The 25,284-nt window shown below is 67.8% G+C and carries 21 protein-coding genes and 6 pseudogenes; 12 read left to right on the top strand and 15 right to left on the bottom strand.

All coding sequences use genetic code 11. The annotated features are described in order from the left end of the window. Positions 1-61 precede the first annotated feature (61 nt). From QQK29_RS11910 to QQK29_RS11880, 7 genes and pseudogenes are all read left to right on the top strand, one after another. Entirely contained in the window at positions 62-985 is a 924-nt protein-coding gene (locus QQK29_RS11910; protein ID WP_284300547.1) for an NYN domain-containing protein, read from the top strand. A 4-nt stretch (positions 986-989) separates the two neighbouring features. Further along, positions 990-1,541, top strand: a complete 552-nt coding sequence (locus tag QQK29_RS11905) for a hypothetical protein (RefSeq protein WP_284300545.1) — start codon at positions 990-992, stop codon at positions 1,539-1,541. Further along, the gene (locus tag QQK29_RS11900; protein WP_284300543.1) at positions 1,529-1,861 is read left to right on the top strand and encodes a hypothetical protein; all 333 of its coding nucleotides are present in this window, start codon (positions 1,529-1,531) and stop codon (positions 1,859-1,861) included. Before QQK29_RS11905 ends, QQK29_RS11900 begins: the two co-directional genes overlap by 13 nt. A 7-nt stretch (positions 1,862-1,868) precedes the next feature. Beyond that, positions 1,869-2,558 carry an NADPH-dependent F420 reductase gene (locus tag QQK29_RS11895; RefSeq protein WP_488803248.1) on the top strand — a complete coding sequence of 230 codons (690 nt, stop codon included), beginning with the start codon at positions 1,869-1,871 and terminating at the stop codon, positions 2,556-2,558. 99 nt (positions 2,559-2,657) lie between these two features. Further along, positions 2,658-3,205: pseudogene (locus QQK29_RS11890) on the top strand (type 1 glutamine amidotransferase domain-containing protein). 89 nt (positions 3,206-3,294) lie between these two features. Then, positions 3,295-3,713: pseudogene (locus QQK29_RS11885) on the top strand (DUF1761 domain-containing protein). Next, positions 3,701-4,375 carry a dihydrofolate reductase family protein gene (locus QQK29_RS11880; protein ID WP_284300539.1) on the top strand — a complete coding sequence of 225 codons (675 nt, stop codon included), beginning with the start codon at positions 3,701-3,703 and terminating at the stop codon, positions 4,373-4,375. Before QQK29_RS11885 ends, QQK29_RS11880 begins: the two are co-directional and overlap by 13 nt. Positions 4,376-5,770: 1,395 nt before the next feature. On the opposite strand, the gene QQK29_RS11875 is transcribed toward QQK29_RS11880, so the two are convergent. After that, the gene (locus QQK29_RS11875; protein WP_284300537.1) at positions 5,771-7,255 is read right to left on the bottom strand and encodes a hypothetical protein; all 1,485 of its coding nucleotides are present in this window, start codon (positions 7,253-7,255) and stop codon (positions 5,771-5,773) included. A 130-nt stretch (positions 7,256-7,385) separates the two neighbouring features. Here QQK29_RS11875 and QQK29_RS11870 point away from each other — a divergent pair, with 130 nt between their 5' ends. Then, on the top strand, positions 7,386-7,952 hold the full coding sequence (locus tag QQK29_RS11870) for a hypothetical protein (RefSeq protein WP_284300535.1): 567 nt from the start codon (positions 7,386-7,388) through the stop codon (positions 7,950-7,952). A 15-nt stretch (positions 7,953-7,967) separates the two neighbouring features. Here QQK29_RS11870 and QQK29_RS11865 read toward each other — a convergent pair. Next, positions 7,968-8,590, bottom strand: a pseudogene (locus QQK29_RS11865) (GyrI-like domain-containing protein). A 60-nt stretch (positions 8,591-8,650) separates the two neighbouring features. Between QQK29_RS11865 and QQK29_RS11860 the strand changes: the two are divergent. After that, on the top strand, positions 8,651-9,082 hold the full coding sequence (locus QQK29_RS11860) for a KTSC domain-containing protein (RefSeq protein ID WP_284300533.1): 432 nt from the start codon (positions 8,651-8,653) through the stop codon (positions 9,080-9,082). Here the strand turns inward: QQK29_RS11860 and QQK29_RS11855 are convergent. From QQK29_RS11855 to QQK29_RS11840, 4 genes are read right to left on the bottom strand one after another with little or no spacing between them, the layout of a single operon-like run. Next, positions 9,061-9,330, bottom strand: coding sequence for a hypothetical protein (locus QQK29_RS11855; RefSeq protein WP_284300531.1), 270 nt, complete (start codon positions 9,328-9,330; stop codon positions 9,061-9,063). The two genes, QQK29_RS11860 and QQK29_RS11855, sit on opposite strands and share 22 nt — an antisense overlap. A gap of 9 nt (positions 9,331-9,339) precedes the next feature. Continuing rightward, the gene (locus QQK29_RS11850; protein ID WP_284300529.1) at positions 9,340-9,624 is read right to left on the bottom strand and encodes a hypothetical protein; all 285 of its coding nucleotides are present in this window, start codon (positions 9,622-9,624) and stop codon (positions 9,340-9,342) included. Then, positions 9,621-9,986 (bottom strand): iron chaperone, encoded by a 366-nt coding sequence (locus tag QQK29_RS11845; protein ID WP_284300527.1) that lies wholly within the window; start codon positions 9,984-9,986, stop codon positions 9,621-9,623. Before QQK29_RS11845 ends, QQK29_RS11850 begins: the two co-directional genes overlap by 4 nt. A gap of 12 nt (positions 9,987-9,998) precedes the next feature. After that, on the bottom strand, positions 9,999-10,907 hold the full coding sequence (locus tag QQK29_RS11840; protein ID WP_284300525.1) for an SDR family NAD(P)-dependent oxidoreductase: 909 nt from the start codon (positions 10,905-10,907) through the stop codon (positions 9,999-10,001). 67 nt (positions 10,908-10,974) lie between these two features. Between QQK29_RS11840 and QQK29_RS11835 the strand changes: the two genes are divergently transcribed. After that, positions 10,975-11,694 (top strand): DUF6994 family protein, encoded by a 720-nt coding sequence (locus tag QQK29_RS11835; RefSeq protein ID WP_284300523.1) that lies wholly within the window; start codon positions 10,975-10,977, stop codon positions 11,692-11,694. A 62-nt stretch (positions 11,695-11,756) separates the two neighbouring features. On the opposite strand, the gene QQK29_RS11830 is transcribed toward QQK29_RS11835, so the two are convergent. The 8 genes and pseudogenes from QQK29_RS11830 to QQK29_RS11795 all read right to left on the bottom strand — a co-directional run bounded on the left by QQK29_RS11830 (position 11,757) and on the right by QQK29_RS11795 (position 21,992). Beyond that, a complete protein-coding gene (locus QQK29_RS11830; RefSeq protein WP_284300521.1) occupies positions 11,757-12,398 on the bottom strand; it encodes a hypothetical protein in 642 nt (213 codons plus the stop codon). 440 nt (positions 12,399-12,838) lie between these two features. After that, entirely contained in the window at positions 12,839-15,352 is a 2,514-nt protein-coding gene (locus QQK29_RS11825; protein ID WP_284300518.1) for a lamin tail domain-containing protein, read from the bottom strand. Between the two features lie 244 nt (positions 15,353-15,596). Beyond that, positions 15,597-16,295, bottom strand: a complete 699-nt coding sequence (locus QQK29_RS11820; protein ID WP_284300516.1) for a hypothetical protein — start codon at positions 16,293-16,295, stop codon at positions 15,597-15,599. A gap of 468 nt (positions 16,296-16,763) precedes the next feature. Beyond that, positions 16,764-17,940 (bottom strand): annotated as a pseudogene (locus QQK29_RS11815) (IS3 family transposase). Between the two features lie 202 nt (positions 17,941-18,142). Then, entirely contained in the window at positions 18,143-18,715 is a 573-nt protein-coding gene (locus QQK29_RS11810; RefSeq protein ID WP_284300514.1) for a PIN-like domain-containing protein, read from the bottom strand. A gap of 241 nt (positions 18,716-18,956) precedes the next feature. Next, the gene (locus tag QQK29_RS11805; RefSeq protein WP_284300512.1) at positions 18,957-20,615 is read right to left on the bottom strand and encodes a DUF262 domain-containing protein; all 1,659 of its coding nucleotides are present in this window, start codon (positions 20,613-20,615) and stop codon (positions 18,957-18,959) included. A gap of 220 nt (positions 20,616-20,835) precedes the next feature. Then, a pseudogene (locus QQK29_RS11800) lies at positions 20,836-21,372 on the bottom strand (hypothetical protein); the annotation flags it as partial. 41 nt (positions 21,373-21,413) lie between these two features. Continuing rightward, positions 21,414-21,992 (bottom strand): DUF5677 domain-containing protein, encoded by a 579-nt coding sequence (locus tag QQK29_RS11795; protein WP_284300510.1) that lies wholly within the window; start codon positions 21,990-21,992, stop codon positions 21,414-21,416. Positions 21,993-22,490: 498 nt separating this feature from the next. On the opposite strand from QQK29_RS11795, the gene QQK29_RS11790 reads away from it, so the two are divergent. Together QQK29_RS11790 and QQK29_RS11785 are read left to right on the top strand one after the other, a co-directional pair. Further along, the gene (locus QQK29_RS11790; protein WP_284300508.1) at positions 22,491-23,099 is read left to right on the top strand and encodes a hypothetical protein; all 609 of its coding nucleotides are present in this window, start codon (positions 22,491-22,493) and stop codon (positions 23,097-23,099) included. A 38-nt stretch (positions 23,100-23,137) separates the two neighbouring features. Further along, entirely contained in the window at positions 23,138-23,425 is a 288-nt protein-coding gene (locus tag QQK29_RS11785) for a hypothetical protein (RefSeq protein WP_284300504.1), read from the top strand. A gap of 233 nt (positions 23,426-23,658) precedes the next feature. Here the strand turns inward: QQK29_RS11785 and gatB are convergent. Then, positions 23,659-25,228, bottom strand: a pseudogene (gene gatB, locus QQK29_RS11780) (Asp-tRNA(Asn)/Glu-tRNA(Gln) amidotransferase subunit GatB). Positions 25,229-25,284: the final 56 nt, after the last annotated feature.

The following is a 25,284-nucleotide window of genomic DNA, read 5'->3' as shown; positions in this document are numbered from 1 at the left end:
CTACCCCGAGAGCGCTGTGGGTGCGCGGGTAGGCTCGACACGAACCCGAGGAGGGCGCCGGATGGCTGAGCTCACGGATACCGATCGCGTCGCGGTCTACATCGACTTCGACAACATCGTCATCTCGCGGTACGACCAACTGCATGGCGACGGCGCCTGGCGCAAAGACAAGGCGCGGGATGCCAAGCCCGCCACCGCCGACAAGCTCGCGGCCGCGCGGGTCGACGTGAGCGCCGTGCTCGACTACGCGTCGTCGTTCGGCACCGTCGCGGTGACGCGCGCCTACGCCGACTGGTCGGTTCCCGCGAACGCCGCCTACCGCGCGCAGCTCGTGGATCGGGCGATCGACCTGACCCAGCTGTTCCCGGTGTCGGGCACCAAGAACGGCGCCGACATCCGGCTCTCGGTCGACGTGCTCGAGGATCTCTTCCGCCTGCCCGACATCACGCACGTCGTGATCGTCGCGGGCGACTCCGACTACATCGCCCTCGCCCAGCGCTGCAAGCGGCTCGGCCGGGTGGTCGTGGGCATCGGCGTGGCGGGCGGCACGAGCCGGGCCCTGATCTCGGCTTGCGACGAGTTCGAGTACTACGACGAGGTCGCCCGCGAGGAGGAGCAGGCCGAGGCGCAGGTGGCGAGCGAGCTGCCGACCGAGACCGTCGCCAAGGCGGATGCGGGAACCGCGTCGAAGAAGTCCGGCGCGTCCGAGGCGGCGGCATCCGGCGACGCGGGCCAGCCGATCGGCGGGCCCGGCGCCTCCAAGCTGCTCATCAAGGCGCTCGGGCTCGTGGCGAAAGACAGCGACGGCTGGAGCGCCGCATCCGCGGTGAAGAACCAGATGAAGCGCCTGAACCCCCAGTTCGCCGAGAAGTCGCTCGGGTTCGAGAGCTTCATCGAGTTCGTGAAGTCACGCTCGGGCCAGGTCGAGGTGCGCGAAGACGGCCAGCAGCGCTGGCTGCGACCGCGAGCGCCGAAGACGAAGTAGCGCCGTGGCGGGTCGCACCCTGGCCGAGGAGGCGCGCGAGCTGTATCTGCTTCCGCCCGCCGCGTTCACGGCCGCGCGCAACGCGCGACGGGCCGAGTTGCGATCGTCTGATCGGGGGCTCGCCGACGAGGTCGGCGCCCTCAAGCGCGCCTCGCCCGCGGCGTGGCTGGTGTCCGCACTCGCGCGCGAGGAACCCGAGCGCATCGACGAGCTCGTCGAGCTCGGGGGCGAGCTGCGAGCGGCGCTCGAGAACGCCGACCGTGAGGCGCTCGCCCGCCTCGCCGACGCCCGCCGCGATGCCCTCCGCTCGGCGACGGATGCCGCGCAGCAGTTGGCCGACGAGCACGATGTGAGCGCGAGCCGCGCCGTGCTCGACGATGTGGCCGAGACCCTGCAGGCCGCCATGGGTGATGCGGCGGCCGAGTCGGCGGTGCGCTCGGGCCTGCTCGTGCGGACGCTCGAGTCGTCGGGGTTCGACGCCGTCGATCTCGAGGGCGCCCTCGCCGTCGACGACGGAGCACCGGCCACTCCCCGCGCCCGCGCTTGCGTCGCGTGAAGGATCCGGATGCCGAGTTGGCGCGCGCCCGCCGCGAGGCCGCCGAGGCGCTCGAAGAGGCGCAGGCACGACTCGCCGAGGCCGAGGACGCCCATCGCGCGGTCGAGCGCCGCATCGATGCCGCCGAGACGAGTCGCACCGAGCTTGCCGACGAGGTGGAACGTCTCGAGGCGGAGCTCACCCGCGCGCGCCGACGACTCGACGACGCGAGCGGCGAGCTGCGCGACGCCACGGCGGAACGCAGCCGCGCCGAGCGGGCGCTCGAGCGGGCCCGCGACGCGGTCGACGAGGCCGAGCAGCGGCGCGACAGGTTCCGCTGACCGCCGCATCCGGGAATCCCCGCACCCGCGCCGGGTTGCAGCCGACATGACGACGTTCGGCATCATCGGAGCAGGCCATATCGGATCCCAGTTGGCGCGCGCGCTCACGCAGCGCGGCTACGACGTGGTGATCGCCAACTCGCGCGGGCCGGAGACCCTCGCCCCGCTCGTGGCGGAACTCGGCCCGCACGCCCGCGCTGCGACCGCCGCCGAGGCCGCCGAGCAGGCGGATGTCGCCGTCGTCACGGTGCCGATGCACGCCTACACGGCGGTGCCGGTCGAGCCACTCGCGGGCAAGATCGTGCTCGACACGAACAACTACTACTGGGAACGCGACGGCCACATCCCCGAACTCGATCGCGGCGAGGCGACCAGCTCGGGGTTGCTGCAGGCGCACCTGCCCACCTCGAAGGTCGTCAAGGCCTTCAACCACATCAACTCGGGCGACATCACCACCACCGGCTCCGCGCCCGGCACGCCGAATCGCCGGGCGCTCGGCACAGCATCCGACCACCCGGAGGCGATCGAGTTCGTGACGCGCCTCTACGACGAGCTCGGGTTCGACACCGTCTCGGCGGGCCCGCTGTCGGAGTCGTGGCGACTCGAGCGCGATCGCCCCGCGTATGTCGTGCGCCAGAACGCCGATGAGCTGCGGGCGAACCTCGCCAAGGGGTTCCGGGTGCCGCCCGCGGCGTGATCGCGGATTATGAGTCGCCCACTCCGCCGCGTCAATCCCGATGACGCGCCTCGTCGGCCTGCCTAGCGTGGACGCGCGACGACGGAGAGGAGCCAGCTCATGACGCACCTGACCGGCAAGACGGTCGCCTTCCTGATGACCGATGGGTTCGAGGACTCGGAGTTCACCGAGCCCTGGAAGGCGGTGACCGACCACGGCGCGGAGGCGCTGCTCGTGTCGCCCACGACGGGCGAACTCGAGGGCAAGAACGGATATCGCCAGCAGGTCGACAGGCCGGTGGCCGACGTCGTACCCGATCAGTTCGACGCGCTCGTGCTGCCGGGCGGCGTCGTGAACGCCGACCACCTGCGCATGGACGAGGACTCGATCGCCTTCGTAAGGGCTTCTTCGACCAGCACAAACCGGTGGGCGTGATCTGCCACGGTGCGTGGATCCTCATCGAGGCGGGCGTCGTCGACGGCCGCACGCTCACGAGCTACCCGAGCCTCACGACAGATCTGCGCAATGCGGGCGCGAACTGGGTCGACGAGGAGGTGGTCGTGGATGCCGGGCTCGTCTCGAGCCGCACACCCGACGACCTGCCCGCCTTCTGCGCCAAGGTCGTGGAGGAGATCGCCGAGGGCGAGCACGCCGAGCAACACGCCTGAGCTGCGGGACACAGCGGGCGGCGGGGGCGCACCCGCCGCCCGCTGCCGCTAGCATCAGCGGCAACATCCGTACGTCGAAGGAGACGAAGATGACTGTGCCCGAGATCAACTACATCGCCGTGGTGCTCGCCACCCTGTCGAGCATGGTCGTGGGGGCGGTCTGGTACACCCCAAGGTGTTCGGCACCTACTGGATGAAGCAGTCGGGCATCGACCCGAACGATGGCGGCCCGTTCGTGCGGCCGCTCGTGGTGACGCTCATCGTGAGCTTCATCACGGCGTGGGTGCTCGCGGGCGCCGCCTACATCTCGCTGCAGTTCTACGGCGGCAGCTTCTTCTGGAACACCGTGCTCACGGCCGTGATCCTGTGGGCCGGATTCACCGCCGCGCGTTTCGTGACGCACGACCAGTTCGATCGCCGCCCGGCCGGGCTCACGATCCTCAACTGCGCGCATGAGCTCGTGACGCTCGTGGTGATGGCGATCATCATCGGGGTGTGGCCGGCCTGATGAGCGCGCCGCTCATCTACTTCTCGACCGTCTCGCTCGACAACTACCGCGAGGACGCCGACGGCCGCTTCGACTGGAGCATGCCCGATGAGGAGGTGCACACCTTCATCAACGAGCTGTTCCGGCCCACGCGGCTGCACCTCTACGGCCGGCGCAACTACGAGACGATGCTCTATTGGGACGCCGAGCACCCCGAGATCACGGGCGCCTCACGCGGCTGGGCAGAGCTCTGGAACGACGTCGACAAGGTGATCTACTCCACGACGCTCGGCGAATCGCGGATGCGGCGCAGCATCCTGCGTTCGCGATTCGACGCGGATGAGGTGGCGCGCTGGAAGGCGGAGTCGGATGAGCCGATCGCGATCGGCGGCGGCGAGCTCGCGTCCGAGGCGGCACGGCTGGGGCTGCTCGACGAGGTGCACCTGATCGTGACTCCCGTGCTGCTGGGGGCGGCACGCCGTATCTCGCCCACGGCATCCGGCGCCACCTGGAGCTGCTCGACGAGCACCGCTTCGCGAGCGGCTCGCTGTACCTGCGCTACCGCCTCACCTGAGCGCGCGGCCCGCGGGGCAGGGCGAGCAGCAGGCCCACCGCGAGCAGCGCGGCACCGAACGCCGCCGCCCACCAGGCCGTCGCATCCGGGATCTCGAGGTAGGTCGTGATGCCGAGGATGCGGGCGAGACCCCACGGCAAGAGGCCCAGTTGGTCGTTCCACACGGTGAGCGCCCGCTCGAGACCGATCACGCCGATGATCGCCGCGGGCACCGCGAGTCCCGCGCCGACCGCGGCGAGCACGACGCCCGTCGCGCGACGCGCGCCGAGGCGCGCCGCGAGCGCCCAGCCGGCGGCCACGAAGGTCCAGAGGAAGGCGGCGAAGGCGAGCGAGATGTAGACGGTGCGGCGCACCGGGTCGGTCCAGAAGCCGAACCAGTAGCCGCCGGGGCCCGTGAAGGCGAGGGCGAAGAGCAGGAGCACGGCGCGCAGCACGATGACGCCCCCGATCGCCGACAGCGCGGCCCACGCCGCGCGCCCCCGCACGAGCAGGAGCAGCAGCGCCACGAACACAGCCCAGGCGCCGAGCGTGATGGCGAGCTGCGCGGGCGCGAGGAACGAGGTCTGCACAGCGCGCGTGCCCACGAGCAGCGCTCCGGGCACCAGCACGATGAGCGCCTTGTCGAGATCGTCGAGGCCGAGCGTCGACTCCTGCGCCCGCCAGGGCCGGGTGGAGGCGATCCAGGTGGCACGGGCGGCGGCGGCGCCGGGGCGGCGCACGAGACGCGTGCGGGCGGAGAAGATGCCGATGAGCAGCCAGGCCAGGGTCAGGGCGAGCAGCGCCCGCGCGATCCACGCCATGGCGAGGTCGCGATCCGCGCGCTCCACGCCGAGCTCGGCCGCCGTCAGGTTCCACGCGGGGTGCTCGACGTCGCCCGTGTAGCGCTCGAGGTGGTCGGCCGACGCGGATGCGAACGCGTCGCGCGCGGTCTGCCAACGCGTGTAGGCATCCGCTGACCCCGTGTCGTGCCATTCGGCCTGGTACAGGAACATCGCGCGGTAGGCGTTCAGCAGCTCGAGCGTGCTGGCCTCGTAGTCGAGGCTGTCGAGCAGCTGCTGCCGCGCGCCGTCACGCCATCCGAGCGACGACGCGCCCTCGACGATCTCACGCATCCGGTGCACCGCCGCCACGGCGTCGTCGCCCTGCCGAATCGTCTGCTCGACCCGGTCGGCGCCGATGATCGCGTACATCGTGTCGAGGGTCGCGGTGTCGCCGGTGAGGATGTCCCACTCGAACAGCCACATCTGCGGCGGCGGTTCGAGCCCCACCGCGAACACGCGGTTCTCGGCGAAGCCCTGCAGGTAGAGGCCCTGCATGATCGCGGTGCGAGAGGAGGCCATCGCGTCGACCACCGCGAGCGCGGTGCCGGGATCGCTCGCGAGGTAGCGGCGCGCCCAGGCGTAGGTGACGCCCGCGACATCCGTGTCGGGGTCGCGGGCGAGCGCGACCGCCTGCATGGTGCCGAGCTCGGCGAGCTGCCAGAACCCGGATGTCAGATACAGCGTCATGGGACCGGCACGCCACGGGCCGCCGTCTTGCGTCCACGTCCAGACGCCCTCGATGTTCGGGTTCGCCGCGAGCAGCGTCTGCAGTGCCCACTGGAACTCGGCGCCGAGGTCGTTGGGGAACGAACCGAAGCCCTCGAACTCGCGCCGCGACTGGAACTCGACGATGCGCCGTTGCTCCCCGCCTCGAGCGTCGCGTTGAGCGGCAGCCAGCTGTAGAAGTCGCCGAGCGTGTACTTGGTCGACACGATGAGGGCGGGCGAGTCGAGCCCGTCCAGCACCGCGCGGTAGGAGTCGGCGTCGGTGTGCATGTCGCCCACGTCGCCGATGCCGACGCTCCAGGTGCGGAAGACCACCTCGCGCCCGGATGACTCGGCCTGATCGGTGAACGCGGTGAGCATCGTGCGCACCGCCTCGACGCTGCGCACCGCGAGCGCCGAGTAGTAGTCCCAGCCGGGTTCGGCGTAGATGCTGCCGCCCTCTCCGATGCGGATGAGGATGCCCGAGATCGCCGGCACCTCCGCGTAGAGCTCGTCGAGGGCGTCGGTGTAGACCTGCCACAGCTCGGGGTTCTCGGTGTCGGCCGAGCCGAAACGCCCGTCGAAGTAGTCGGCGAGCTGCGGTGTGAGGGCGAGCATGTCGGTGCGCAGGTAGATCTTCACGCCGAGCTCGGAGGCCCGCTCCCAGAACGGGGTGAAGGCGGCGCGCAGGGCGGCGGCGCGAGCGATGTGCGGGTCGCCCTCCGGGTACACCTCCCCGTCGGCCGTGGCGAAGTCGACGTACTCGACGAAGCCCGGCCAGGCGACCGCGTTGTAGCCGAGCCCGATCACGTGGCGCAAGTAGTCATCCCACTGCTCGTAGTCGTCGGCGAGGGCCGCGTCGTCGATGTAGGGCGCCTCTTCGAGATAGGCGTTCTCGAAGGCCCGTGAGACGTGCGAGTAGTCGTCGCCCGCCACCCATTGGGCGGGGTCGGCCTCGACGCCGACGGCACCGAGGTCGACCATCCGCAGCGGCAGCGTCGAGGTGACGGTCTCGCCAAGGTGCGTGCGGATGTCGTCGTCGGCTCGAACGGCCGCGGCCAGGTCGTAGACACCGCGTACGGCGCCTGGCTCCCCCGCCGCCTCGATGCGCAGCGCGTCGGGGGTGCCGGTGAGGGTGTAGGTGTCGTCGACGGCCGTGCCCGTGATGACGACCTCGAGGCTCGCCTCGCCTTCGGTGTTCTCGGCGCCCGCGAGCGCCGTGTCGAGCTCATCGAGCGCGAGCTGCATGCGCACGGTGTCGGGAGCCTGGATGCTCGTGAACGCGGGAGGCGCGGTGAAGCTCGTGCGCTGCGGCGCCTGCGCGGGCGCGGGCCGCATTTGCTCGGCGGGCTCCGCACGGATGCCGAGCGCGTCGCTCACCGCCACCGCGACGCCCGCGCTGAGCGCCACGAGCGCGACGGCCGTCACGACGGCGAGAGCTCCTCGTCGTCGTGCCGTCGTCATGGCACGAGCCTAGGCCGCTTCGGGAGGGTGCCCCACCCGCCCGCACACCCCACCGCGATGGTGAGCTAGGCTCGCGCTCAGCTCGTCCGACATCCGTCCCGCGGGCACCACCACGAGACGAGGAGGACGGATGACCGACACATCCGGCACCGGCCAGCCCACCGACCCGACTGCAGCAGCGGCCGCCGCGCCCGCGCAGCCCGTGCCACCCACCGCATCCGTGCCGCCCGCCGCAGTGCCCGCATCCGTGCCGCCCACCCCGCAGCCGCCGCGCAAGAAGGTGCCGCTTGCGGTGAAGATCATCGTGCCGGTCGTGAGCCTGGTCGTGGCGTTCGGTGTGTACTGGGGCGTGCGCGCGGCATTCGACGCCCTGAGCGGGCCCAGCAAGCAGATGCTCATCGAGAAGGGCGTCGAGGAGGCGCTCGACACCTTCGACCCGCCGCGCCAGATCGACGAGGTGACGGTGCTCACCGACGTGACCGCCGAGCAGGACGCGATCCACTACCACTACACGCTCGTCGACGTCGACCCGTCGGTCGTCACGCAGGAGGTGCTCGAGGGCGTCGTGCTGCCGGGCCTCTGCAGCACCAAGGAGACGCGTCAGGTGCTCGACCAGGACATCGCCATGAAGTACACCTACACGGTCGAGAGCACCGGCGATGTGTACGCGATGGAGTTCACCAAGAGCGACTGCTGAGGGGCTCGTGCCGCGTCAGTCCGCGACGCGCTCGACGGGCTGGCGCAGGATCGTGCGCAGCTTCTCGGGCGCCGTGCGCCGCGGGTCGCTCAGGTAGATCTCGTGGTGGTGGCCCGTCATGCGCAGGCCGTTCGCGGGGATGAACTCGTCGTGCAGGCGCGCGAGCACCGGCGCCTCGTCGTCGAACGAGCCGACGTGGAGCGTCTGCACACAGAGTCCCTCCTCGAGGGTCGCGAAGCGGATGTCGTGCAGTCGCGTCGGGGCGCCCTTCGCCTCGACCGTGCGGCGGGCGGCATCCACGAGGGAGGCCTCGATCCATTCGGGCTGCATGATGAGCAGCGTCCAGCTCCAGCGGGACTTATCACGGCGCGCGGTGAACGCGGCCATGTCATCCGCCCACCAGAGCCCCTCGAGCGGCGGCACGACGTAGTCGCGACCCAGCTCCCGCTTGCTCGCGAACTTGATCGTGTAGGCGAGTGGGTAGAGGGACTCGGTGGCCTCGGCGAAGACGGGCGTGTTCGGGTCTCCTCGCCGTCGATCATGAGATAGTTCGCGGGCGGCACCTCGAGGATGCGGAACTCGCTGCGCCGCGCCGCGTAGCACTCGAGCTGCTTCTTGAGGTCGATCTTGTCGCTCACGGCGCCACGTTAGCGGGCGGCGCTGACCCGCGGGAGGCCCGCATACGCCACTATGGCGGCATGCAACTCGACAGCTGGGGATGGGTCTGGGCCCCGATTCTGATCTACGTAGGCGGCATCGCGATCAGCCTGCTGCTGCTCTACCTCGTGATCCGAGCCGCCGTCACGGGCGCGCTGCGCGATCATCAACGCTGGATGGACCGCACGCATCCGCAGCCCCCGCGTACACGCCGCTGCGCTGAACCCCTGGCGCTCGCCCGCGCCGGGGCGCAGGATCGGATGGTGGCCTGGGTTCCCGTGGAGTCGTCGGTGATCGACGCGGTGCGCTACGACGCGCGCGCGGAGCGGCTCGACATCCGCTTCACGAGCGGCGACGTGTACCGCTACGCCGAGGTGCCCGCGTTCGTGGTGCACGCGCTCATGGCAGCCCCGAGCAAGGGCGCCTACTTCAGCGCCGAGATCCGCGACGGTTACACGTTCGAGCGGCTCTGAACGCGCGCGGCGCGACCGGGGCGACGCCCCAGCAGGAACCCGATGCCGCCTGCGAGGAGCGCGAGACCGACGATCGCGACGATCGCGGGCACCGTCGGGTCGGGGGCCGTGGACTCGCCCGCGAGGCCCGTGGCGTCGACAGACGCGTAGCCGAATCCGCTCGGCTGCTGCAGCATCAGCAGCACGACACCGACGATGAGCAGCCCGGTACCGACACCGACGACTCCGTACCTTCTCAACGCATCCACGGGTCATTTCTACAGGTCGCGGGGCGTCTGCACGATTTGGGTGGGGTCGGGACGTGGGCCGCGGCGCCCGAGGCGGAAACCGACCCAGCCCGCGAGCAGCGCGAGCCCCACGGCCGCGAGTGCACCGCCGATCCACATGGCTGGCGTCGGGAACGGCGGCGAGAACGTCGCGTCGGTGAGCGGGGCGTACGCGGTCCAGCCGAAACCGACCGGCTGCGTGGTGACGACGACGATGCCGATCACCAGCAGCGCCGCACCGAGCGCGCCGGCGCCGTAGCTGCGCAGGGCCGTCATCCGGCCACCTCCTTCGATCGCTGCTCGACGATCGCGCGCGTGATGCGCGAGATGAGCTCGATAGGCAATGGCTCGTCGTGCGGGAACCCGACCGTGTCTTTGCCCGACCGGCGCGGCGCGACCTCGGCCTCGAGCGGCTCGGGCAGCGCGGGCACCGGGTAGAGCCCGATGTGCTTCTTCCACCCCGCGAAGTGCAGGGCGTAGCGGCCGCCGAGCATCACCGCGGCGATGCCGTAGCGCATGCGCTCCTCGCCATCCGGAACCTCGGCGTGGATCGCGGCGCGCACCTGCTGCAGTCGCGCGGCCACCTCGGGCGGGAACGCGGCGATGTAGTCGTCGACGGTCTGCGCTGACTCGGTCATGGGTTCATGATGTCAGCGTGCGTCGCCGCGGCCCGTGAACTCGTCCATCGAGCTGTAGACGCGGAACCAGCGCCCGCCCACGGTGTCCCACGCGCGCGGCGGCAGCAGGCCGCGGCCGAGCTTGCTCACGTGCACCATGCCGGGCATGAGCAGGAAGGGCTTGGCGCGCTTCATCGCCTTCCAGGGGGCGGATGCGATGCGCTCGGGCGACAGCACGGGCGTGAAGAGCGGGCCGCGGGCTCCCGCGAACATACCGGTGGCGACGTACGACGGGCACACCGTCGTGACGCCGATGCCCGACGCTTCGAGTTCGAGGCGCAGCGAGTCGCTCCAGCCGATGAGGCCCCACTTGCTCGACGCGTACACGCTCATTCGGGGGTTGGCGAGCAGGCCGGCGGCGCTCGCGATGTTCATGATGCGCCGCCCCTCGGGCGCCTCGAGCATGGCGGGCAGCACGGCGCGCGTGAGATGCATGGGGGCGAGCAGGTTCACCTCGATCGTCGCGTCGATGTCGGCGCGCGTGTGCTCGACGAAGAGCTTGCCGCGCACGATGCCGGCGTTGTTGATGAGGATGTCGGGGGCGCCGTGGTTCTCGATCGCCGCGGCGGCTGCGGCTTCGATGGCATCCGCGTCGGAGAGGTCGACGACGGTGGGCGAGAAGCGCTCCCCCAGCTCGGCGGCGACCTCGGAGAGTGCGGCCTCGTCGGCATCCCACCCGAGCACCACGCGGGCGCCCTCGTCGAGCGCGTAGCGGGCATAGAGCAGTCCCATGCCGCGGGCGGCGCCCGTGATGAGCACCACCCTGTCTCGCACGTCGCGCAGTCGCGTGGTCATGGCATCCTCGTCGTCGAAGAGCGCGGGCCGGGTCGCCCGTTGGTGCCATTCTCGCGCCTCGTGGGTGCGCGAGCGCACCGTGCCCATCCCTTGAGTCGCGTGGCACAGCGTAAGCGTCGACCTCATGTCGTTGCGCCCCACTACGGTGGCGGCTATGACACCCGAATACGACCCCGAGTTCGATTTCCGAGCGGATGCGGGAGGGGGCGACCCCGACAGCCGTAGCGCGACCCTGCGGCGCTACCACCGGCTTGCCTGGTCGAAGCCGCTTCCCGACGGCACCGACTTCATTCTGAGCGACGGAGGAAGCCGCGGATACCTTCGGCGCGAGTCAGAAGGCAGGCTATTCCTGCTGTCGAGCGACACGATCCACCGGACTTTCGCTCGCCACCTCAAGATGCAGCACATCGTCTCCGCGCTGCCTGCCGACGACCGCGAGGCTGCGCTGCGCCGCGGATACCGGATGGGCGGGATGATCCTCTTCCCGGGGGTGCGCATCGACCGCAAGCACACGATCAATCAAGCACGCGGCGTGAACCGCAAACTCGAGGACAGGTTCGACCTCGCCCTGGAGTGCATCCGCAGGTTCTACGACGGCCAATCCAACCCTCTCAGTGAGGTGCTCGCACGCTACGCCGATTTCTTCGCGCTCTTCGGTTCGTTCAAGGGATACGTCGACTTCTGGCTTCTGCAGGATCTCGTGAGCGACGACTACTCGACGGTCGAGTTCTGGGCCGACTTCGACGACTTCACGGGCTCACCGCTTCCGGCCGATCTGGAGAGCTACCTCGACTACCGAGAGCGGATGCTGAGCTTCGTCGACGCGCGGAACGCCCGCATTGCAGAGTCGGTGGCGGCGCGGTCGTCGAACTGACTCAGCGACCAATCGAAGGTTGCGTCGAGAGCATGCGCTCGGGCGCGCGACTCGACGACAATCTACTCGCTGAGCGATACCGGGACGATCAGATACCTGAACGCTCCCGCAATACTCGCGTCAAGAGTCGTGTAATCGGCCCACCGCAGAGCGTACGTGCCCCCGATGTGGATCGCCGCCTCGCGCTTCCGGGTGCTGGCTGTCTTCGAGGCCCACCCTCGCGGGCCGGGGTTGATCACGACACCGTCATGGATTCGGAATTCCGAATCGTTGCTTACTCGTTCGCCGCGAGGAGGCGTCCAATAACCAGCGTCGTTTGCCAGTGTGACGACGTAGCCTGACCAGCCCGGGCGCTCGGCGATGAACTGCTCCACTCGGCGGATGTCCTTCATCACGTCATAGCGACGAAGATCGAGCGCGCTGTGATTCTTCAGCGCGAACTGTTCGCCCGCGACGGGTCCGCTCCATTTCCTCGTCAGATACTTGAGTTCGATGACTACCGCCGAATCATCGGGACCGACCACGACGATGTCTGCATACTCTCGCGGCGAGAGCGGCACCTCAAGGCGGATCTGTGCCTCCGGATACAGCACCCTCACTTCATTCGCGAACTCGAACTGAAGGTCAGCCTCTGAGTGGAAGACTTGCCGCCGCGCTCCCAGCGACTTCAAGATCGCACTCGGGTCAATTGTCCAGTAGGGCACGGTCGACACTGTATCGCCGACGACAACCGCGGCACGACGACGCCATCGGCTTTAGCCCGTCGTTCCCGCTCCACCGCCCTGCCGCGCCTCCTCGAACGCGCGGCAGACGCATATCTCAGGTGACGACGAGACTGGCGCCCATACGACGCGCACAAGACGAGGTCGACGTGGACACGACCGCTTAACGCCCGCCGCGCTACTCCACCCGCGACGTGCGCCGGCGCAGCACCACGAGCCCCGCACCCGCTGAGAGCAGCAGCGCCGCGAACGCGAGCCCCCATCCGTGGCTGTTGCATCCGCACCGGTGGCGCCGAGTGCCGCGGGTCGCACGGTGATGGAGAACCACCCGATCACGGCACCGTCGGCGTCGAGCACCGCGATACGGTGCGCACCGGCGGCGAGCGTGGTCGGCAGCGTGAGCCGGATAGTGCCCGCCGCACTCACGGTGTGGGTGCCGAGGTGCACGGGGGTGGAGAACACCCACCCGTCGACGCGGGCGCCGGCGCGGTCAGCGCCCACCGTGACCGTGATGGTCGAGCCGGCGCGGGCAGACGAGGGTCCGGTGACGCCGCCCTGCGTGGCGGGCGTGAGGTCGGTGTCGGCCGGGGCCGTAGGAGTCGAGCCGCCGGGGTTCTCCCCTCGCCCGGCGCGCCGCCGTCACCGCCGCCGGGCACCGCCGTGCAGCGCACCGAGCCGACGCGCAGCGAGACGCCGTCGGTGTTGGCGTCGTCGGCGTAGTACACCGGCTTCTGGCCCGACACGCACGCCGACTGCGGCGCGAGCGCGAAGCCCTCGTTGGCGTGGTTGGCGGATGCCGCGGGCCGCGCGTAGCGGTGCGTCACCTCGTAAGCGCCCGACGTGTCGATCTGCAGTGTGGCCGTGCGGCCGTCGCAGGCCTCGTCGCACACCGCCCACAGCAGCTGCGTCTCCGGCTCGTAGTCGACTTCCATCGCGCCCGGGGTGTCGATCGTGGCGATGCGGGTGAAGCCGCTGCCGGTGAGGTCGAGCACGTAGGCGTACACGTCGCCCGTCTTCTCGAGCGCCACGAAGAACACGCCCGTTCCGTGGTTCGGGTAGAGCGTGGGGTCGTAGCGCTGCCCCGTGGCCTCGTCGAGGAAGCCGCGAGAGGTGAGCACCGCATCCGGGATCCAGGTGATGCCCTCGAGGCCCGAGTTCGCGCCGATCGTGCCGACGGTGGCGGTGAGGTCGGCGCCGAGGTTCCATTCGTTCGTGGCGGTGAGGGTGCTGCCCGCGCCGCTCACGTCGAAGCGCAGGATGGAGGGGCGGCTCGTGGAGCTGGCCGCGCTCGAGCGCTCGGTGGCCACGTAGACGCCGCCCGCGGAGCCACCGTCGGCGACCGTGACGCCCTCGGCATCCGGGGCGATGGAGCCGTCGGGGTAGGCGAGCTGCTTGCCCGCGCCCCATCCGCTCGCGCCGTTCCAGGCGCCGCCCGTGCCGGGGGCGAGCTTCGAGAGCACGCCCGTGCCGTTCGTGACCGCCCACAGGATGGGGTCGCCGAGCACGGGGGTCTCGTAGTCAAGGCCGGAGAGGTCGCCCGAGAAGGGGATGTCGGTGGGCACGGCGGTCAGGGTGGTGCCGCCGGGCCACACCTCCACTCCCGGCTCCGGGTCGGTTCCGGGGTCGGTGGTGCTGCAGTCGTTGGCGAGGCCCTTGGTGGAGGCGCCGGAGTCGCGGAAGTCGCCGGTGCCGTTGGGGCAGCGGGCCCAGGTGACGGATGCGTGGCCGGTCCAGATGGTCGTGTCGACCACCGTGGTGCCGTCGGGCGCGAACAGGGTGACCGAGTCGCCGGAGCCGAGCCCGAATCCGAGGGCGTCCTCCTCGATCACGAGGTAGCCGCCCGACTCGATCATGATGCCCGCCGGGAACGGCACCGCGGTGTGGCCGGTGTCGTTGTCGCGGATGCGGTAGCCGGTGAGGTCGGCGGCGTGGTCGGTGTCGAGGTTGACGAGCTCCACCCAGTCGCCGGGGGTGCCGCCGGAGGACTCGACCTCGTTGATCCTCACGTTCACGGTGGCGCCGGGGTCGGTGCCGGGGTCCGTGCACTGGTTGGCGGCCCCCTTGGTGGCCGCGGTGGTGATCTCGAAGGTGCCCGACGCATCCGGGCAGCGGCCCCACGAGGGTGCCGCGTGGGTGCCGGCGGGCCAGGTGGTGGAGTCGAGCAGGGTGGTGCCGTCGGTGGCGTAGAGGCGCACCGAGTCGCCCTTGCCGAGCCCGAACGCGAAGTGGGTGCCGTTGTCGAGCACGAGGTAGCCGCCGGCCGCCACCCAGGTGCCGGCGGGGATCGTGTAGGGGTTCGCCACATCGCTGTCGCGCACGACGAGTCCGCCCGCATCGACCGGCACATCGCCCGTGTTGACGAACTCGATCCAGTCGCCCGGGGTGCCGCCGTCGCTGACCGCCTCGTTGATCTTCAGGGTTGCGGATGCGTCGGGGCACGCGTTGGCGCCGCCCGGGGTGGACGCGGTGGTCTGCACGAACGCGCCGGTGCCATCGGCGCAGCGGCCCCAGGTGTAGGTGGCGTGGGCCGCCCAGCTGGTGCCGTCAACGAGCGTGGTGCCATCGGGCAGGAACAGCCGCGCCTGGTCGGCGCTGCCCAGCCCGAACCCGTTCGGCGCCTCGTCGACGGTGAATGTGAAGTACCCGCCCGGTGCGATGGTGGTGCCCGCCGGGATGGCCTTCACGCGGCTGTCGTTGTCGTCTTTGACGATCCACCCGCTCACGTCGACCGGCTCGGTGCCGATGTTCTTGAGCTCCACCCAGTCGGCAGGCGTGCCCCCGCTCGACTCCACCTCGTTGATGACGACGGTGGGGAGCTCGGCGGCGTGGGCGGCTGTTGCTGCTGCGACGCCAGATGCGAGGAGCGCCGTGATCGCCGTCGCTGCAGTGAGCGCACGGAAACGGGTGTCAGCGGATGTGGAGGTGCTGAGGTGCATCGGGGGTCCCTTCGCGCGGCGGCGCCACCCCGTCGGGTGGGGCGGCGATGCCTGTCAGGGTGGCGACGTCGGGCGACCGATTCACCACCGCACGATGAACGCGCGGGAAACGGGATGCAGAGGAGTGGTAGCGGCGGGGCTCATCGGGCTCTACTCAGTCGACGAGGGAAGGCTCAGCCGGCTCCGAATCGCGCAGGTGTGGGACAACCGGCTTCTCATGAATACCCCCGCCGCACGTTCGCCCTCAATCAAGGATGCGATCCAAGGACGGATCCTGAGCCACAAGTGCCGCGCGTGCAGCTGCGAGCTCCTCTTTCCACGGTGGCGCGAGCAGTATCCCGCTGTAGGCGCGCAACCCCTGGTATAGATACAGCGGGCAAAAGCTCTCCCAGTTGACCCACTCTTCCGTTGCGGTAGGTTTGGGGTCTTTCTTGCTCCAATAGACGGCTGCCGACCGGTACGTTGCGTGCGACTCCATGAGGGTGGCGTTGTACATCAGCAGGTCTTCCTCGTTCCCATGGACGACTCGATGCGCGAACTGCTGAAAGTGATCGCGGCCGTGATCATCGTGCTCGGAAGAGGCGATCGCTGCGGCCAGCCCCGCCTCATCGACCGACCCCGCGCTAGCTGACCTCCAAGCCTCGCCCAGTTTCGAGATCTGGAGCCCGTAGTTGGTCCGAAGGGGTGAATTAATTCGGTCGCCCTCAGCGACCAACCACTTGAGTGCGACGACGTGTTCCACCACCGAACGGCCCATCGGGGACAATTCGCCCGAGTATCCTGCGTCAACACCCGCCAGAATCGCGCCGACGCCCCGAGATACTCGCTTCGTCCAACCGTGTGCTAGCCGCCCGACAGTCTTGTACCTTGGCCGGAAGTAGGCCGCATCGAGCCTGTCCTGAAGCAGCATCAAGCGTTCGGTGAGCGGACGCAGGTCATCCATTCGCAGATCGTAATCTGCAATCTGCCTACTGCTCGCTAGCTTGATGTTGCATAGCCCGGCTTGGTCGGGCTTGATGCTGCGCGGCATTGCCCTCCAGTGGGGCGGTGGCGATGCCGGGCGACCAGCTCATCGCGGGCGGGAAACGCGACGCGGCCGGGAGGCCTTCGGAGTTGCGAGGTAGGTATCGCCGCCAGCCCACTCGACCGTTATTGAGGCGAGCGCCTCTGACGCCGACTGCAGTGGATCGAGCCTGTGCGCGAACATCGTTCGTGTCCCGAACCCAGCTCGACGGTGCTACTGGTGCGATTAGCTGGACTGAACTCTCACGAGTCATGCCTTCCTGCCGCGACTGCAGTGGCCGCCAGTACCAACCAAGAGCTGCCCAGGACGCGGTGGCGCTCAGTGTAAACACACCTGGTTACGGCGCCCACACCCGGGCGTGAAGCAGGAATCGGTGACAGATTCGGTTTAGGCCGCGAGAGATTGCGGCTCGGTTAGCTTGGCTTCGAAGTCGATGGGCGTCAACCGCCGAGGGTGTCTTGCGCGCGCTGGCGGTGATACTTCCGCTCGATCCAGACGACGATCGCGAGCCGCAGCTCCTGCCGAGTCGCCCACCGCTGCTGGTTGAGGACGTTCGTCTGCAACAGTGACCAGAACGACTCCATGGCGGCGTTGTCTCCGGCGGCGCGGACTCTTCCCATCGATCCGACCATGTCGTGGCGGCGCAGCTCGCGGGCCATGGCCCGGCTGCGGAACTGGCTGCCCCTGTCGGCGTGCAGGATGCATCCGGCGACCTCACCGCGGCGGGCGACGGCGTTTCGGACGGCATCGACGGCGAGTTTCGCGGTCATCCGGTCTGAGATCGAGTACCCGACGATCCGGTTGGAGAACACGTCTTTGATCGCGCAGCAGTAGAGCTTGACTTCGCTCGTCCAGTGCTCCGTGATGTCCGTGAGCCAGAGCCGGTTCGGTGCATCAGCGCTGAACACCCGCTGGACGTGGTCGTCGAACACGGGCGGCCCGGCCTTCTTGCCCTTCCCGCGTCGCCGGCGCTGCGCGGACGAGAGGATCCCGGCCTGCGAGCACAGCTTCCACGCCGTCCGCCTGCTCATCCGCCACCCCGCTCGACGGGCTTCGTCGGCGAGGTATCGGTACCCGAACGTCGGGTCATCATGATGCGCGTCATGCAGCGCGTTGATCCGATACGCGCGGAGCACGTCGGCGGTGCGGACGGGATCGTTACGCCACCGGTAGCAGGGCTGTCTTGCGAGCTTGAGGACCCGGCACGACACCGTCACGGGGATTCCCGATTCGGCGAGCTCAGATACGAGCGGGTACGTCATTTTGGGGAGCCACCGAGCCGCAGGTTCGCCTGCGACAGATACGCCGCTGCACGGCGAAGGACCTCGTTCTCCTGCTCGAGCAGGCGGATCCGCTTCTTCAACTCCCGGGCCTCGGCGGCATCGGCGGCGGTCCGACCGGGACGGTTGCCGTCTTCGATATCGGCTTGGCGGAGCCAATTCTGCAGCGTTGCTTCGCTGATACCGAAGTCGGTGGCGATCTGTTTGATGGTGACGCCGCTCTCACGGCTACGAGCAACCGCGACGACGTCTTCGCGGAACTCTTTCGGATAGGGACCGGGCATGATGACATCCTCCCCGCCAGCGCCTCCCGGCACTAACGATCAGTTGTCACCGATTCGTTCCTCACGCACCCACGACTAGCGACCGCTGCCGCAAGGCCGCGAGGACCTATTGCAAGGTGCTGGCTCGAATCACGCTAGAGGTGGTATTTCGAGGATATCGGGCGAGGTACGAGTAAGAGGTGCTGGCGAGGTCGGCGCTAGCTCAGGTGCTCTCGACGAGCTCTCGCAACTGCTCGACAGTCCAAAGTTGAAAGCGGCAGCCCGTGAGTGCCTTCACTTCGCCAGCGAGGATCGGGTGCACGTGGCCCCGCACTTCCCAATCGGACTTTCGATCCTCGGTCACCATGACCACGAGCCCCTGCCGGGGCGAAGTCACGCTAGCCAGCCCAAGCAGGAAGTCCGCCCAGACAAAGAAGTCTCCTAGCCACGGTGCAGAGTCCTTGAATCCGGGTGGGGTCTTCGTCGCGTACCGCGCCTGTCCGATTGCGAGGAACGCGTCGCGCGGTACGAACGGGAATCTGGCGCGTCGGTCCAGCATCTCGAAGAGGGACTTAAGCCCTGAGTTCACTCGTGTCGATGTCAGGCCCTGATGAACGGCCTCGAATTCCTGTAGGGCCCCTTCGATTGCCGCCAGAGGCATGTCCAATCCCAGCGCATCGTCGAGTTGTTCAACTTTCCCTTTGAGGGAAGCAAATGTCGATCCAATGTCACCGGACACTCGGGGTAGCCCGGCCACCTTGTTGTTCCAGAACTCTTGGGCGGTCTGTCCGGGCATCACTAAGTGATAAGGAGACGCGTCGAGCCCGTCGATAATCGTGGCGGCCTTGGAATGCGATGCGATCTTGAAGAGTGCATTGGTATCAAAACCAAGGGCCCAAAGACTCGTCGATTCTGCCGCAGGCGAAATGACGCTCTCCGTGCCTACAGATCCCGCTATGGAGGGCAGAACCTCGAGCCCCGACGTCGTCTCCCGTGCTAGGACACGCCGAACACGTTGCACAGGCGTCGCGGCCGGACTAGGCCGCCGCATACCAGAGGTCCGCTCCCCTATGCGCGAGAGTGCTACCAATCGCGCGAGCACGATTGGCATCCCACTCCGCGAGCTCGTCAGTCGACAACGCGGCCAGTGGCTCCGCGGGCGCGGCAGTAGGCCACAGCAGCGATACGAAGCCAACGGGTGTGCTGGATCCCTTAGGGCGACGCCCCTCCGTCGATAGAAAGGAGTTACCAAGTGTGGAGCCAACGACCTTGAATTCCTCATCGCCGAAACCTGGCCACGGCCCGGCGATTCTTGGGCGGACTTGGTAGAGATATGAGTCGAGCGACGGCGTGACAGTTTGCTGGGAGATCGAGCTTCTCAGGAAGAGAAGAACGTCCTTATTGAAGGACCGGTCGCGAAGCTTCGCCTCGAATTCGGCCCGTTCTGGTTCAAGGTCGGCGAGCGTCTCAAGTCCCGCGCGCCATTCGCCGTTCTCTCTCCATACCGCATGGGCAGCATTGCTGAACCGTCGTTCGATGTTCCCGGTACCGAAGTTGCCGACGACCACACGCTTCACGACGAGGCGCAGGAGCTCGATGCCACCGGTATCCGCTTCGGCAGACCGAGCAATCGCCATCAACATCGGTCTCACACCGCGCAGGCCCAGCAAGTCGAAGGCCGACACCACTCCAAGCAGCCGGTCGCTCAGCGGGCCGGCCGAGGTCGGGTCCATGATCTGCTCGTAGACGGCCTGCTGCGACTCGAGCTGGTCGAGCAGGAGTTCGACGCCTTCAGCCTTCTTGTAGTTCGTAGAAATGAACTTGTATAGGTTGCTCGGTAGCACAAAGCCGTGGTGGAGAGTAACAACGTGGCGAATGAACTGGACAAACTGGCTCTCGTGTCCGCCGTTCCGGAACGCCTCGGTCAACTTCAGCCAGCGGACATAATTCGTGTCCCGATACTCCTGGGTCGATTCGCTCAGCACGTAGCTCTTGATGAGGTCGGCAGTCGTGAGTTCCCGGCCACGGGCGTTCACGACTTCGAAAACCTTGTACGCCGCGTTGCGATCGGGGTGCACAAACACCGCGAAGATGAGCTTCTCCAGCAAGAACTCCGACCACTGCCCGAGCCGCTTGAACGAATCGTAATCAGCTAGGTCCTTCATCAACTGCGCGTATAGGTAGCGCTGGGTTGCAAGGATGCGATCGGATACGCTCGCCGCCGCGTCTTCCTCGCTGTCGGATAGCTCATCGGGGACGACGATGGTCGATACGTCGTTACCGGACTCGAGCGCGTCCCTGAGTGTGCGGTCACCGGCTCGATCCGTCAGCTTGAGTCGCGGTTCCACTTCCTCAGAGTCGTAGTTCATTGCGTAGAGGAACGTTGACTCGAGCCGCTCAGTTAGGGCCCTCCTACCGAGCGAGCGAGCGGCCCGGCGGAGCGCGTCGGCCATCAAGGTGAGCGTGAGCAGACGCTGCTGGCCATCAACAACAAAACTCCGACCATCCTCCTTCGTGAAGATCAGTAGCCCGAGGAAGTAGGAATCCTCGTTCAGGGATCCCTTAACGTCGGACCAGAACTCGGAGACCTCGGTGGTGGTCCATGCGTACTCGCGCTGGTATTCGGGAACGGTGAACCGAGCGTTACTAAAAAGCTGGCCCGCGGACGTTGAACTGGCGCTTAGGAGTTCTGCCACCTGCGAAAAGTACCACTCTCGTCAGGCCACGCCGTCACCCCCAAAACGAGCCTGTCCCCGACGGCACGCGAACCTTAAGACAGGGGTGCTCTTCTCGACGTGAGGTGTTGCGGGAACGCAGTTCAGGCCTGACGCTCGCGTTGACTCGAGATACTCGTCGCCCGGGCGCGTGGCTCGTGACCGCAAGGCCATAGCGTCATCGCGCAAGGCGGAGAGCTACCTATCCTGCAACGAGGAGGCCACACTCCCGCAGCAGCGTTATGCAGGCATGACTAGCCCTGCGTGTCGCCCGCTCCAGCACGAGCTCGCGCACGCGGGCGGCATCCGCCTGGCCCTTCATGGCCTTCATGACGGCGCCGGCGGCCTGCACCTTGCCGTCGCGGATCTTCTCGAGCACGTCGGGCTGGGCGGCGAGCGCCTCGTCGATCGCGGCGATGAGGGCGCCGTCGTCGGAGACGACCTTGAGGCCGCGCTTCTCGATGACCTCGGTGGGGCGACCCTCGCCCTCGATGACGCCCTCGAGCATCTGACGCGCGAGGCGGTCGGTGAGCTCACCGGTCTCCACGAGCGCGATGAGCTCCGGCACGTGCAGTGGCGACACGAGCTCCGACGGCTCGACCGAGCGGGTGTTCGCGATGCGGGCGATCTCGCCCGTCCACCACTTGCGCGCCTGGGCCGGCGCCGCACCCGCGGCCACCTTCTCCTCCACCTCGACGAGCAGACCCGCGTTCTTCACGTCGCGGAACTCGTTGTCGCTACCGACCCGAGTAGGAGCGACCGGAAGGTCTCACGGTCGCGTCAGATTGCTCGCCGCTTTCCTTCCGGCAGCTCTGCGTGGATGAAGATCGGCAAGCGGAGGCGCTCAGAGGCATCGTCGAGGAGTTCCTCGGCACGCGACGGATCAATCATGAACTCCACCAACGAGAGCGCGAGCATCGAACTGATAGCGGTCAAGTAAAGCGCAGGGAACGAGTTCGCGTCGCGCGCCTCGGTTCGCACTTCGACTCCCCCGTCGCTGTGCTCGAGGTACTTGAGCACTGTGTTATGAGTGGGGTGAACGCTCAGTGAGAGCGACCTGTATGCCGTGGTCAGGAAGCTTCCGCCGAAGTCGTTCATGATCTGGGTGAACCTGGGCATGCCCCTGCCGGGGTATTCCGAGATCTCTTCAACCTTCTTCTGCAGGGCTGAGTCTTCGAGCCACTCGGCCATCACCTCGTAGTACCTGCGAAAGTCTGCGTTGATCGCAACCACAAACCGGTCACGACCGCCTTCGGTGAAGAAGACCCAGTGCGCGGTAATGGCATGCTCCATCGCGGCCCTTGCCAAGGCCTCCGCTTCGCGATGGAGACCGGCCTCGCGGAGCTGCAGGAAGGCCATGCCGTACCGCGCGGACTGGAGAATCACTCCATAGAGGACTTCGAAGTCCTTCGCATACTTAGGCCGTACCGTGAAGGTCGGGCGATGCAGCGCCTGCTCGACGTATCTGATCCAGTCGGCAAGCGCATCGTCACTGGGCCGTTGGCCACTCCGACCTCTACTGCGGCACCGTGGCACGTTCGTCATGGCCAATCAAACTACTGGGACTGCTGAGGGTTGGGTGACTCCTGATCTGTGGTGATACGCCACCGCTGGACGGGAGTCTTCGGTTGCGCAATCGGGGCCGCGGAGATGTGGCAGCGGCCAATGTCAGCCGATCCAAGCAGAATCTACGGGCATGAAGCGACCGAAGGTTGACGACGAAGGCAATGTCAATGCATTCGGGCTTCCGGTAGGGTTCCCCTCCCCTCGCTTAGTGCGACTTCCCAGGCGGTCGCCCGTTCTACACGGGGTTACTTTGACTTCCCGCGGGGCAGTTTGGCGATGGCGCGGACAGTAATGCTCGACTGGAACATCAGTTCTCGCATCGAACACATTCATCGGAGGCAGGCACGTTTCGAGCCGTTGAACCTCAATTCGGCTGAGAGTGAGCGACTACGGCAACTCGCGCTGGGCATGCGCCGAGGCACAGTGGTTATGGGGGCAATCGCAGCTGCGGAAGCCGAAACGCGGCGCACGGCAGGTGCGTACAACGTGGATCGCTACAACGCTCGCACCGACGTCGCATCCGTGTATCTCACCCAGGTGCCGGACTACCTGCTGCACCTATTGAGCGGAGGGCAGAGTGGAGGTTTGGTGATCGGCTCCGAGCCTGATGACATTCCCTACACTCCCGACCCATTCCGGGCGTGGTTCATGATCTCGTACGCGACACTCTTGATGGCGGCAAAGCTCTATCGAGACCAGTCGATTGCACGTCGAGAGCGCGTGGAACGTTTCGCGAGTTGGCTGCAGTCGGATCTGCAACTGTCACCCAGCCATGAGGCGTGGGTTGGATTCAAGCTCCTTGCCGGACGCGGCGATCAACCCGGAAAGGCCGCGCGCTTGCTCAAGCTCGGTCGTTCACGCGGTCTCGCGGACGCGCTTTGGGGGCCACATGGGACCTGATGTACACGCGGATACCGCTCATTCTGTCGGCGCCAGCCATGCAAGGCATCCGGCCGCTGCCGATTGCCTTTGTCACCGACGATGCCGCCCTCGTGGATGCGTTCGACGGAAGCGACTCACCATTCCTCGTATCGAATGCAAACGGCGTCACCTTTGGAGGTGTCCAGGTCGACATCACCTTGCTCCACGACGACGTCCATTCGATCGTCCGCTCTCATCTCGAGCGAGAGAAACTCCGAGTCCTAACCGACAGCACGGGCCTCACCGATGCCTCCATCAATCGCGCTTCTCGGCTCGCTGCAGATCTCGCGCTCCACTTCGATTAGGCGAGAGGTGATGCGTGGCAGTACGGCCGTTGTATTTTCGCGTCAGGACACGAGGTGCACTCGCAGGTAACCCGCTTCATCCGGGTGAGGTCTCAGCGCACGGCGTCGGCCAAGCCGAAATCCGACCCGCCCGGCCGCGAGCACTAGCCCGACCACGACGAGCACCCAGCCCGACCGCGAATACGATCGCCGCGCCCACGAGGAGCCACACTTCCTCACGAGCGCCATCCGCACTATTCCTGCGTCGCCCGCTCCAGAACGAGCTCCCGCACGCGCGCCGCATCCGCCTGCCCGCGCATGGCCTTCATGACGGCGCCGATGACGGCACCGGCGGCCTGCACCTTGCCGTCGCGGATCTTCTCGAGCACGTCGGGCTGGGCGGCGAGCGCCTCGTCGATCGCGGCGATAAGGGCGCCGTCATCAGACACGACCTTGAGGCCGCGCTTCTCGACCACCTCGGACGGTCGACCCCCCCTCGATCACGCCCTCCAGCACCTGGCGGGCGAGGCGGTCGGTGAGGTCGCCCGACTCGACGAGGGCGATGAGCTCCGACACGTGCAGCGGCGACACCAGCTCGCCCGGTTCGGCCGAGCGGGTGTTCGCGATGCGGGCGATCTCGCCTGTCCACCACTTGCGGGCCTGAGCCGGCGCCGCACCCGCGGCCACCGTCTCCTCCACCTCGACGAGCAGTCCGGCGTTCTTCACATCGCGGAACTCGAGGTCGGTGAAACCCCACGCCTCCTGCAGGCGACGGCGACGCACGGCCGGCGACTCCGGCAGGGCGGCGCGCAGCTGCTCGATGAGCTCGGGGCTCGGCTCGATCGGCAGCAGGTCGGGCTCCGGGAAGTAGCGGTAGTCGTCCGCATCCGACTTGGGGCGCCCGGCCGAGGTGACCCCGCGGTCCTCGTGCCAGTGGCGCGTCTCCTGCGTGATCGTGCCGCCCGCGGCGAGGATCGCCGCCTGGCGCTGGATCTCGTAGCGCACCGCGCGCTCCACCGAGCGGAACGAGTTCACGTTCTTCGTCTCGGTGCGGATGCCGAGCTTCACTTCGGGGTGCGGGTTGACGGATGCGTCGTGGCCGTCCGCCAGCTCGGCCGCCGGGGCGGTGCGCGGGCGCAGCGACACGTTCGCGTCGCAGCGGAGGTTGCCGCGCTCCATCCGCGCCTCCGAGATGCCGAGCGAGCGTGCGATCTCGCGGATCGTCGCCACGTAGGCCTTGCCCACCTCGGGCGCGCGATGCTCGGTGCCGAAGATCGGCTTCGTCACGATCTCCACGAGCGGCACGCCCGCGCGGTTGTAGTCCACGAGCGAGTACTCGGCGCCGTGGATGCGTCCGGTCGCGCCGCCCATGTGGGTGAGCTTGCCGGCATCTTCCTCCATGTGCGCGCGCTCGATCGGGATCGTCACCGAGGTGCCGTCCTCCAGCTCGATCACGAGCGAACCCTCGAAGGCGATCGGCTCGTCGTATTGGCTGATCTGGTAGTTCTTCGCGAGGTCGGGGTAGAAGTAGTTCTTGCGGGCGAAGCGGCTCGACGGGGCGATCTGGCATCCGAGCGCGAGCCCGAGCGAGATCGAGTACTCGATCGCCTTCTCGTTCACCACGGGCAGGCTGCCGGGCAGGCCCAGACACAGCGGCGTGATCTGCGTGTTCGGGGCGGCGCCGAAGCCGCCGGGCGCTGCCGGGTTCGGGGCGTCACTGAACATCTTCGTGGCGGTCGAGAGCTCGACGTGCACCTCGAATCCGAGCACCGGCTCGAACAGTTCGAGCGCCTTGTCGAAGTCCATGAGGTCGGGCTTGGCCATGGGTTCAATCCTAGGCGGCCCGCGTTGGCGCACGTGGCGCGCTGCTGGCATCGTGG

It is taken from the genome of Homoserinibacter gongjuensis, assembly GCF_030161875.1.
Taxonomy (GTDB): Bacteria; Actinomycetota; Actinomycetes; order Actinomycetales; family Microbacteriaceae; genus Homoserinibacter; species Homoserinibacter gongjuensis.
This window is presented reverse-complemented; position numbering and strand designations above follow the sequence as displayed.

Excerpts from the sequence above, each read along its gene's own strand:
- QQK29_RS11910 (WP_284300547.1), top strand. The coding sequence starts at position 62 with ATGGCTGAGCTCACGGATACCGATCGCGTCGCGGTCTACATCGACTTC.
- QQK29_RS11875 (WP_284300537.1), bottom strand. The coding sequence starts at position 7,255 with ATGACGACGGCACGACGACGAGGAGCTCTCGCCGTCGTGACGGCCGTC.
- QQK29_RS11870 (WP_284300535.1), top strand. The coding sequence starts at position 7,386 with ATGACCGACACATCCGGCACCGGCCAGCCCACCGACCCGACTGCAGCA.
- QQK29_RS11860 (WP_284300533.1), top strand. The coding sequence starts at position 8,651 with ATGCAACTCGACAGCTGGGGATGGGTCTGGGCCCCGATTCTGATCTAC.
- QQK29_RS11850 (WP_284300529.1), bottom strand. The coding sequence starts at position 9,624 with ATGACGGCCCTGCGCAGCTACGGCGCCGGCGCGCTCGGTGCGGCGCTG.
- QQK29_RS11845 (WP_284300527.1), bottom strand. The coding sequence starts at position 9,986 with ATGACCGAGTCAGCGCAGACCGTCGACGACTACATCGCCGCGTTCCCG.
- QQK29_RS11840 (WP_284300525.1), bottom strand. The coding sequence starts at position 10,907 with ATGGGCACGGTGCGCTCGCGCACCCACGAGGCGCGAGAATGGCACCAA.
- QQK29_RS11835 (WP_284300523.1), top strand. The coding sequence starts at position 10,975 with ATGACACCCGAATACGACCCCGAGTTCGATTTCCGAGCGGATGCGGGA.
- QQK29_RS11825 (WP_284300518.1), bottom strand. The coding sequence starts at position 15,352 with ATGCACCTCAGCACCTCCACATCCGCTGACACCCGTTTCCGTGCGCTC.
- QQK29_RS11820 (WP_284300516.1), bottom strand. The coding sequence starts at position 16,295 with ATGGATGACCTGCGTCCGCTCACCGAACGCTTGATGCTGCTTCAGGAC.
- QQK29_RS11810 (WP_284300514.1), bottom strand. The coding sequence starts at position 18,715 with ATGCCCGGACAGACCGCCCAAGAGTTCTGGAACAACAAGGTGGCCGGG.
- QQK29_RS11795 (WP_284300510.1), bottom strand. The coding sequence starts at position 21,992 with ATGGCCTTCCTGCAGCTCCGCGAGGCCGGTCTCCATCGCGAAGCGGAG.
- QQK29_RS11790 (WP_284300508.1), top strand. The coding sequence starts at position 22,491 with ATGCTCGACTGGAACATCAGTTCTCGCATCGAACACATTCATCGGAGG.
- QQK29_RS11785 (WP_284300504.1), top strand. The coding sequence starts at position 23,138 with ATGCAAGGCATCCGGCCGCTGCCGATTGCCTTTGTCACCGACGATGCC.